This window comes from Pusillimonas sp., assembly GCF_035515275.1.
Taxonomy (GTDB): Bacteria; Pseudomonadota; Gammaproteobacteria; order Burkholderiales; family Burkholderiaceae_B; genus Pusillimonas.
Window position 1 is genome coordinate 1 of record NZ_DATJBQ010000080.1, and the last position, 8117, is coordinate 8117.

Here is an 8117-nt window from a genome sequence, read left to right on the forward strand (position 1 = left end):
GCGCCCGCAGAAGGGAGCCCGAAGGGGCGGACGATGCGGGCAGGCGGGCCGAAGGCCGAGTGCCTCCGCCCGAAAAAGACCTGCCCCACAGCGCGGGAACGTCTCAAGAACCAACAGCGCAACCACCCACAGCGCAGGAACGTCTTAAGAACCGGCAGCGCAACGATGACAGCTCAGGAACGCATCAAGAACCAGCAGCGCCTTAAAAACCAACAAAGCAACCACTCAGATCAAGCGCGATCAAATCGAGCGCAAGAAATGAACAGTCCACAACCCCAGACCCGTAAGCACCAGGGCCCCAAAAAGGCTCACCCCCGAATACCCCAGCGCCGTCCAATACTCCCCCCGCTCGAACAAGCCGACAGTCTCGGCCGAAAACGTAGAGAAGGTGGTAAGGCCGCCCAAAAAACCGGTGGTCAGAAAAAGTTTGACCCAACCGGGCGTATCGGGAAAGAGCAGAAAACAACCCAGCACCAGGCCGATAAAATACGCCCCCACCAGATTTGCCGCCAACGTGCCCCAGGGCAGTACAGCCCCCGCATGGTTCAGCCAGATGCCAAGAACCCACCGAGCAATCGCGCCAAGGGCTGCGCCGATTCCAACTGCAAGTACATTGCCCAGAACCAGCACATGCGCCCCTTTTCAGCCTTACACCAGCGCGTTCCGCTGTATGTATTCGCGAACCAAGGCCACCTCGCAATCCATGACCTGCACACGCTGCGGTAATTGGGCAAGGTTGCCGAGATGAGCAGGAACCGGTGCATCTTGGCCCGTTGCTTCGCGAATGGTTTCCGAAAACTTTGCCGGCAAGGCCGTTTCCAGCACCAGCATCGGAATGGAAGGATCGACATGTTCAGCCGCCACCTTGACTGCATCTGCCGTGTGCGGGTCGATCAGCACGCCGGTTTGCTCGTGCACGGTCTTGATGGTGAGGAGGCGATCTGCGTGCGTGCTGACACCCGCCACAAAGCCGTAGCGCGACTCGAACTGCGGCTTGAGATCGCTAAGGTCGAACTCGCCCTGCTCTGCAAGCTGTGTCCACAGCTGAGCGACGCGCGCTGCATCGCGTCCGACCAGATCGAACACGAAGCGTTCGAAGTTCGACGCCCGGGAAATGTCCATGGAAGGGCTTGAAGTGGCGTGGGTTTGTGCTGCAGCACGCGGGCGATAAATGCCGGTGCGGAAGAACTCTTCGAGCACGTTGTTTTCGTTGGTGGCAAGCACCAGCTTGGCAATGGGCAGACCCATTTCGCGCGCCAGATGCCCCGACAAAATATTACCGAAGTTGCCCGTGGGCACCGAAAACGAAACTTGCTGGCCAGGACCCGAGGTGGCGCGCAACCAGCCCCAAAAGTAGTACACAATCTGAGCCGCAATACGCGCCCAGTTGATCGAGTTGACCGCGCCCAGGCGATAGGCCGCCTTGAACTCAAGGTCGCCCGACAGTGCTTTGACGATATCCTGGCATTCGTCAAACACGCCCTTGACCGCCAGATTATGAATATTGGGGTCTTGCAGCGAATACATCTGTGCGCGCTGGAAGGCACTCATGCGGCCGTGAGGCGACAGCATGAACACGGCTACGCCTTTTTTGCCGCGCAAGGCGTATTCGGCCGCCGAGCCAGTGTCGCCAGAGGTCGCACCCACGATATTAAGGGTAGTGCCGCGCTTGGTCAGCACGTACTCGAAAACCTGACCCAAAAACTGCATGGCCATGTCTTTGAATGCCAGGGTGGGCCCCTGAGACAGGCCTAGCAGGCTGGTGTTGCCAAATAAAGGCTTGACTGGCACGACGTCGGGCGAATCGAATACGCCTGGGGCGTACGCGGCTTGGGTCAGGCGAACCAGATCTTCGCGCGGGATGTCGGTAATGAATAAGCCCAGCACCTCGGCAGCCAATGAGGCGTAGTCAAGCTTGCGCCAGGCTTCGAGCTGTTCAGTGCTGACGTGAGGCAAGGTTTCGGGCAAGGCCAGCCCGCCGTCGGGTGCGAGCCCTTCCAGCAAAATATCGGAAAACGGCAGCGGGTTCATGCCCCCGCGAGTCGAGCGGTATTTCATAGCAGATGCTCCATGCGCAGGCGGGTAACCTTGGACTTGACGAAGGGAAGGTACTGAATTTTTCTGAGGGCGTCTTCGACGTTGCCTTCGCGCGCCTCGTGCGACAAGAAGATGATGTCGGCATCGTTCTCGCCGTGCGGCTCTTGAAACATCGAGCCGATCGAGATGTCGGCGTCAGCCAGGATGCGGGCCAGGTCGGCCAGCACCCCGGGGCGGTCTTCGACACGCAAGCGCAGGTAGTACGAAGACACCACGTCGTCCATGGAAAGCACAGGAATGTCCACCACTGATTCAGGCTGGAATGCCAAGTGGGGCACGCGATGTGCAGCCGGAACGTCGATGGCACGCGCCACATCGACCAGGTCTGCCACCACGGCCGATGCGGTGGGCATTTCGCCCGCACCCTGACCATAGTACAAGGTGGGGCCGACGGCATCGCCACTGACCAGTACGGCGTTCATGGCGCCTTCGACATTGGCCAGCAGGCGCTCGGCGGGAATAAGCGTAGGATGCACCCGCAGCTCGATGCCTTGCGGACTGCGACGTGTTATTGCCAACAACTTGATGCGGTAGCCCAGCCGTTCGGCATGAACAATGTCTTCGCGGGCAAGATGCGAGATACCTTCAGTGTGAGTCTTGTTGAACTGGACCGGAATGCCAAAAGCAATGGAAGCCAGCAAGGTCAGCTTGTGCGCAGCGTCCACCCCTTCGACGTCGAAGGTGGGATCCGCTTCGGCATAACCCAATAGTTGCGCTTCGGCCAAGGCCTCATGAAACGACAGGTCGCGTGACCGCATTTCAGACAAAATGAAATTGGTGGTGCCGTTAATGATGCCAGCCACCCATTCAATGTGGTTGGCAGCCAACCCTTCTCGTATGGCCTTGATGACGGGAATACCACCCGCCACGGCCGCTTCGAATGCAACCGTTACGCCCTTGGCCTCGGCGGCGGCAAAGATTTCGTTGCCATGGCGGGCCAGCAGGGCCTTGTTGGCAGTGACCACGTGCTTGCCGTGAGCAATAGCTTCCATGATCCACTCGCGGGCCACGGTTTCGCCGCCTACCATCTCGACGACCACATCGATATCGGGGTCGCGCACCACCTGCATGCCGTCTTGTGTGATGTAGGCCTGGTCACCCACCAGAGCCTGAGCTTTTTCAATGTTGCGCACAGCCACGCCGACCACTTCGAGACGCCTTCCGGCCCGGCGCGCGATCTCTTCGGCATTGTTGGACAAAACTTTCCAGGTGCCGCCACCGACGACCCCCAGACCCAATAGACCCACCTTCACTGCTTTCATTTGGTCAGACCGTCCTTTCGGAACATTTCTTTGATGCCGCGCACCGCCTGGCGTATGCGCTGCTCGTTTTCGATAAGGGCAAACCGCACGTAGTCGTCGCCGTACTCGCCAAAGCCCACACCCGGCGAAACTGCCACCTTGGCCTGCGCCAGCAGCTTCTTGGAGAACTCGAGCGAACCCATTTCTTGATAGAACTCGGGGATTTTTGCCCAGATATACATGGACGCCTTTGGAACGTCGACCATCCAGCCGGCTTCATGCAGGCCTTTGGCCAGCACGTCGCGCCGGCTCCGGTATAGCTCGGCCACCCGCTTGACGTCGTCTTGCGGACCTTCGAGGGCGGCAATGGCCGCGACCTGAATGGGAGTGAAGGTACCGTAATCGTGATAGCTTTTGATACGAGCCAGGGCGTTGACCAGGTCGCGGTTGCCGACCATGAAGCCGATGCGCCAGCCAGCCATATTGTAGCTTTTGCTCATGGTGAAGAACTCGACCGCCACATCGCGAGCACCTTCAACCTGCATGATGGAGGGTGCCACGTAGCCGTCGAACGTAATGTCGGCGTAAGCCAGATCGTGCACCACTAAAATATTGTGCTCTTTGGCCAGGGGCACCAAACGCTCGAAAAACGACAGATCAACGCACTGCGCCGTGGGGTTGCTGGGAAAACCCAGAATCATCATTTTGGGCTTGGGAATGCTTTCACGCACCGCCCGCTCGATCTCTTCAAAAAAATCAACCCCCGGCACCATGGGGACCGAGCGGATATTGGCGCCTGCAATGACGGCACCATAGATATGGATGGGGTAACTGGGGTTGGGTACCAGCACAGTGTCACCACGATCGAGCGTGGCCAGCATGAGATGAGCCAGGCCTTCTTTTGAACCGATGGTGACAATGGCTTCTGAGTCGGGGTCAATGGCCACCCCATAGCGACGCCCGTACCAGCTTGAAATGGCGCGCCTAAGCCGCGGAATGCCCTTGGATACCGAGTAACCGTGTGTATCTTCGCGACTGGCCACTTCGATCAGCTTGTCGACAATATGTTTGGGCGTGGGTCCGTCCGGGTTACCCATCGACATGTCGATGATGTCTTCCCCCCGTCGGCGCGCCTCCATTTTCAGCTCGCCCGTAATGTTGAAGACGTAGGGAGGCAGCCGCTCTATTCGGGGAAAATTCGTCATGATGAAAATATCCTTGGGGGCCAAAAGAAAATGGCCGCTAATACGTGCTAATGGGATTGATGCTGAAAGAAAGTAACCTGATAGTTTAAACGATAGAAAAGGCAACGTAAAAAGCCGGGCCATCGTCTGCGCCACGTCGTTTTTTGGCGCCGAACCGGCACGCAATATCCAGGTAAAAACCCCGGGCCCGGCCTTGGCCCGCCGCGGGTCATTTGCGCTATGATCAAGCTGATGATTGGAGTTACCCAGTGCAATTACAAACCGAGTCCAACCCTGCGCTAAATACTGTTACCGCCTACGGAGAAGACTACATCGAGATCAACGCCGTTACATACCGGCACGCTGTTTTTTTTGGCCCCGAAGGCGACATCCGCCGCTGGGATGCCGACACCGCGGTTACCATCAGCCCGGCTCTGCTTCGCCAGGCTGCCGGTCTGGTCAATATTGCGCCCGACCCCATGGCCTTTCTTGACGGCACCCCGCCCGCTCGCCCCGCCGACGCGCCAGAAGTGCTTTTAATCGGCACAGGCAGCAAACAGCACCTGTTGCCGGCCAGCGTTACCGGCGAACTGCTGGCCATGGGCATCGGCGTCGAATTCATGAGCACCCAGGCGGCTGCTCGCACCTACAACATCTTGATGGCCGAAGGCCGGCGCGTGGTCGCCGCCCTATTGCCGTTGGAGCCCACACAATGAGTCAAGTTTCCGTTGGCGCGCCCGTGCCCAACTTTACCGCCGACAGTACACAAGGCGAAATCACCGCGGCATCCCTGCACGGACACTGGACCGTACTTTATTTCTACCCAAAGGATCATACGCCGGGCTGTACCACGCAGGCTCAAGGGTTTCGCGATCGCTACGCCGAGTTTCAAAAGGCCAAATGCCAGATCCTGGGCGTCTCACGCGACTCGATCAAGACGCACGGCAACTTCATCGAAAAACAGAGCCTGCCTTTTCCGCTCATTGCCGACACGGACGAATCCTTGTGCAATGTGTTCGGGGTCATGAAGTTGAAAAACATGTACGGTAAACAGGTAAGGGGAATCGAGCGCAGCACCTTTCTCATCGACCCGAAAGGCGTACTGGTTCGCGAATGGCGCGGCCTGCGCGTTCCGGGCCATGTCGAAGAAGTGCTCAAGGCGGCGCAGGAAGCCCGCTGAAGCCAACCGCTGCGCGCCCCGCCACCGCAACGACCACAACCAGGAGCCTACGCCCTTATGCCGCTACCCAAGTTGCCTACCCGTATGGGAACCGTGCTGAATCTTGCCGAAGACGCCGTTGAAACTGCGGTTGAAACTGCGGTTGAAACGCCGACCAAAACCGCCGTTGCTGCACCCGAAACATCCGACACGGCCCCCAAGGCACGAAAGCCGACGCAAACCAAGGCAACTCCCTCCGCCTCTGCCCCGGCTGTGCCGCGACTGGCGGTCGTCAAAGCCAAGCCAGCCGCCAAAAAAAACCGGCTGCCCGTATCGCAGCGCAAGCTCTTCGTACTTGACACCAATGTGCTGCTGCACGATTCGAACTCTCTGTTCAAGTTCGAAGAGCACGACATCTTCTTGCCCATGATCGTGCTCGAAGAACTCGATCATCAAAAAAAGGGCATGTCCGAGGTTTCGCGCAATGCGCGCCAGGTCAGCCGTTCGCTCGACGGCCTGGTCAATGCCGGCGCAGACCTGACCAAGGGCATGGCGCTGGACACCCTGGGCAACGTAGAGGCGTTGGGCGCACTGCATTTCCAGACGGGCGCCTTGTCGTCCGATCTGCCCATCGAGCTTCCCTTGGGCAAGGCCGACAACGTGATCCTGAACGTGGTTCACGCCTTGCAGGCCCAATACGCCAAGCGGCAGGTCATACTGGTGTCCAAAGACATCAATATGCGGCTCAAGGCATTGGCACTGGGCCTGGAAGCCGAAGACTATTACAACGACCACGTACTTGACGATTCCGATCTGTTGTACGACGGCGTCATGCCCCTGCCCGAAAATTTCTGGACCAAGCACGGCAAGGACGTTGAGTCGTGGCAACAGGGCGGCACCACGTACTATCGCGTCAAGGGCCCCCTGTGCTCCGAGTTCATCGTTAATGAGTTCGTGTATTTTGAAGGTGAGCTGCCGCTGTACGCACAGGTAAAAGAAGTTAGCGGAAAAAGTGCAGTGCTGGCCACTTTGCGCGACTACAGCCATGGCAAGAATAATGTGTGGGGCATTACCGCAAGAAATCGCGAACAGAACTTTGCGCTTAACCTGCTCATGAACCCCGATTGCGACTTCGTTTCGCTGCTCGGTCAGGCCGGAACCGGAAAAACCCTGCTGGCCCTGGCGGCCGGGTTGACGCAAACGCTGGAAACCAAGCGCTACAACGAAATCATCATTACCCGCGCCACCGTGCCGGTGGGTGACGACATCGGGTTTCTGCCCGGCACCGAAGAAGAAAAAATGCTGCCCTGGATGGGTGCGCTGGAAGACAACCTCGAAGTACTGCACCTGGGCGCCGGCAATGAACTAAGCGGCGGAAGCCAAGAATGGGGCAAAAACTCGACCATGGAGCTCATTCGCTCGCGCATCAAGGTCAAATCGCTCAGCTTTATGCGCGGCCGCACCTTCTTGAACAAGTTCCTGATCATTGACGAAGCGCAAAACCTGACTCCCAAGCAAATGAAAACCCTGGTCACCCGCGCAGGCCCGGGTACCAAAATTATTTGCCTGGGCAATATCGCGCAAATCGACACGCCCTATCTAACCGAAGGCAGTTCGGGGCTGACGTATGTCGTTGACCGTTTCAAGGGCTGGCCGCATGCAGGCCACATCACCTTGCAACGGGGCGAGCGCTCGCGGCTGGCCGACTATGCCAGCGAAACGCTGTAACGCCGTACTATTTGCGCCACCCGCGTCCCCCTGCTTTTCAGGGGTCGGACGCGGTCTTGACCGCCGTATTTCGCAAAGCACACAATCATGAGCCCGGGTAAAACAGTGCCTCAGGCACCCATAGGCATCACCATGGGTGACGCCGCAGGCATCGGCCCTGAAATCATTGTCAAGATGCTGTCGTCTGCGCCTGCGGCGTCCGCCGTTGTGTACGGGGATGCAGGCGTGCTGCAAGACACCGCCCGGCGACTCGGGCTGGCTGTCGCCATTTCGCCCATTGAGCACATCGACGCACTGCCCGAACAGATGCCTCCCGGCACACTGATCGTCCTCAACCGCCGACAACCTTTGCCGCGCAACTTGCCCATGGGGAAATTAAGCGCAGAGGCCGGTCGAGGCGCTTACGACTATTTGTGCCATGCCATCGACGATGCAGTAGCGGGCCGCTTGCGCGCCATTGTCACTGCACCGCTTAATAAAGACGCCATGCACGCGGGCGGCATTGATTTTCCGGGTCATACTGAAATTCTGGCCGAGCGCACCGGTACCACTGACTATGCCATGATGCTGGCCAACCCCGAGTTGCGGGTTATTTTGGTCACCATCCACCTGGCCTTGGCCGACATCTTCAAACACATCACCGTCGAAAATGAGCTGGCCACCATCAGGCTGGCGCATAAGGCCTGCCTGCAGGCCGGGGTCGCTCAG

8 protein-coding genes are annotated in these 8117 nt (G+C 58.5%); 4 read left to right on the plus strand and 4 right to left on the minus strand.

Features of this window, described 5'->3' with window-relative positions:
• Window positions 1-240: 240 nt before the first annotated feature.
• The 4 genes from crcB to alaC are packed head-to-tail and all read right to left on the minus strand — an operon-like array spanning window position 241 to window position 4543.
• Window positions 241-630 carry a fluoride efflux transporter CrcB gene (crcB, locus tag VL003_RS05915; RefSeq protein ID WP_325440545.1) on the minus strand — a complete coding sequence of 130 codons (390 nt, stop codon included), beginning with the start codon at window positions 628-630 and terminating at the stop codon, window positions 241-243.
• A gap of 18 nt (window positions 631-648) precedes the next feature.
• Window positions 649-2058 carry a threonine synthase gene (gene thrC, locus VL003_RS05920; RefSeq protein ID WP_325440547.1) on the minus strand — a complete coding sequence of 470 codons (1410 nt, stop codon included), beginning with the start codon at window positions 2056-2058 and terminating at the stop codon, window positions 649-651.
• Window positions 2055-3359 carry a homoserine dehydrogenase gene (locus VL003_RS05925; RefSeq protein ID WP_325440549.1) on the minus strand — a complete coding sequence of 435 codons (1305 nt, stop codon included), beginning with the start codon at window positions 3357-3359 and terminating at the stop codon, window positions 2055-2057. Before VL003_RS05925 ends, thrC begins: the two co-directional genes overlap by 4 nt.
• A complete protein-coding gene (gene alaC / locus VL003_RS05930) occupies window positions 3356-4543 on the minus strand; it encodes an alanine transaminase (protein WP_325440551.1) in 1188 nt (395 codons plus the stop codon). The genes VL003_RS05925 and alaC overlap by 4 nt, the downstream gene beginning before the upstream one ends.
• Before the next feature lie 248 nt (window positions 4544-4791).
• On the opposite strand from alaC, the gene VL003_RS05935 reads away from it, so the two are divergent.
• The 4 genes from VL003_RS05935 to VL003_RS05950 all read left to right on the plus strand — a co-directional run.
• Window positions 4792-5238 carry an Mth938-like domain-containing protein gene (locus VL003_RS05935; RefSeq protein WP_325440553.1) on the plus strand — a complete coding sequence of 149 codons (447 nt, stop codon included), beginning with the start codon at window positions 4792-4794 and terminating at the stop codon, window positions 5236-5238.
• On the plus strand, window positions 5235-5702 hold the full coding sequence (locus VL003_RS05940; RefSeq protein WP_325440555.1) for a peroxiredoxin: 468 nt from the start codon (window positions 5235-5237) through the stop codon (window positions 5700-5702). The genes VL003_RS05935 and VL003_RS05940 overlap by 4 nt, the downstream gene beginning before the upstream one ends.
• A gap of 57 nt (window positions 5703-5759) precedes the next feature.
• On the plus strand, window positions 5760-7409 hold the full coding sequence (locus VL003_RS05945) for a PhoH family protein (protein ID WP_325440557.1): 1650 nt from the start codon (window positions 5760-5762) through the stop codon (window positions 7407-7409).
• A gap of 87 nt (window positions 7410-7496) precedes the next feature.
• On the plus strand, window positions 7497-8117 hold a 621-nt coding region (locus VL003_RS05950), incomplete at its 3' end, for a PdxA family dehydrogenase (protein ID WP_325440559.1).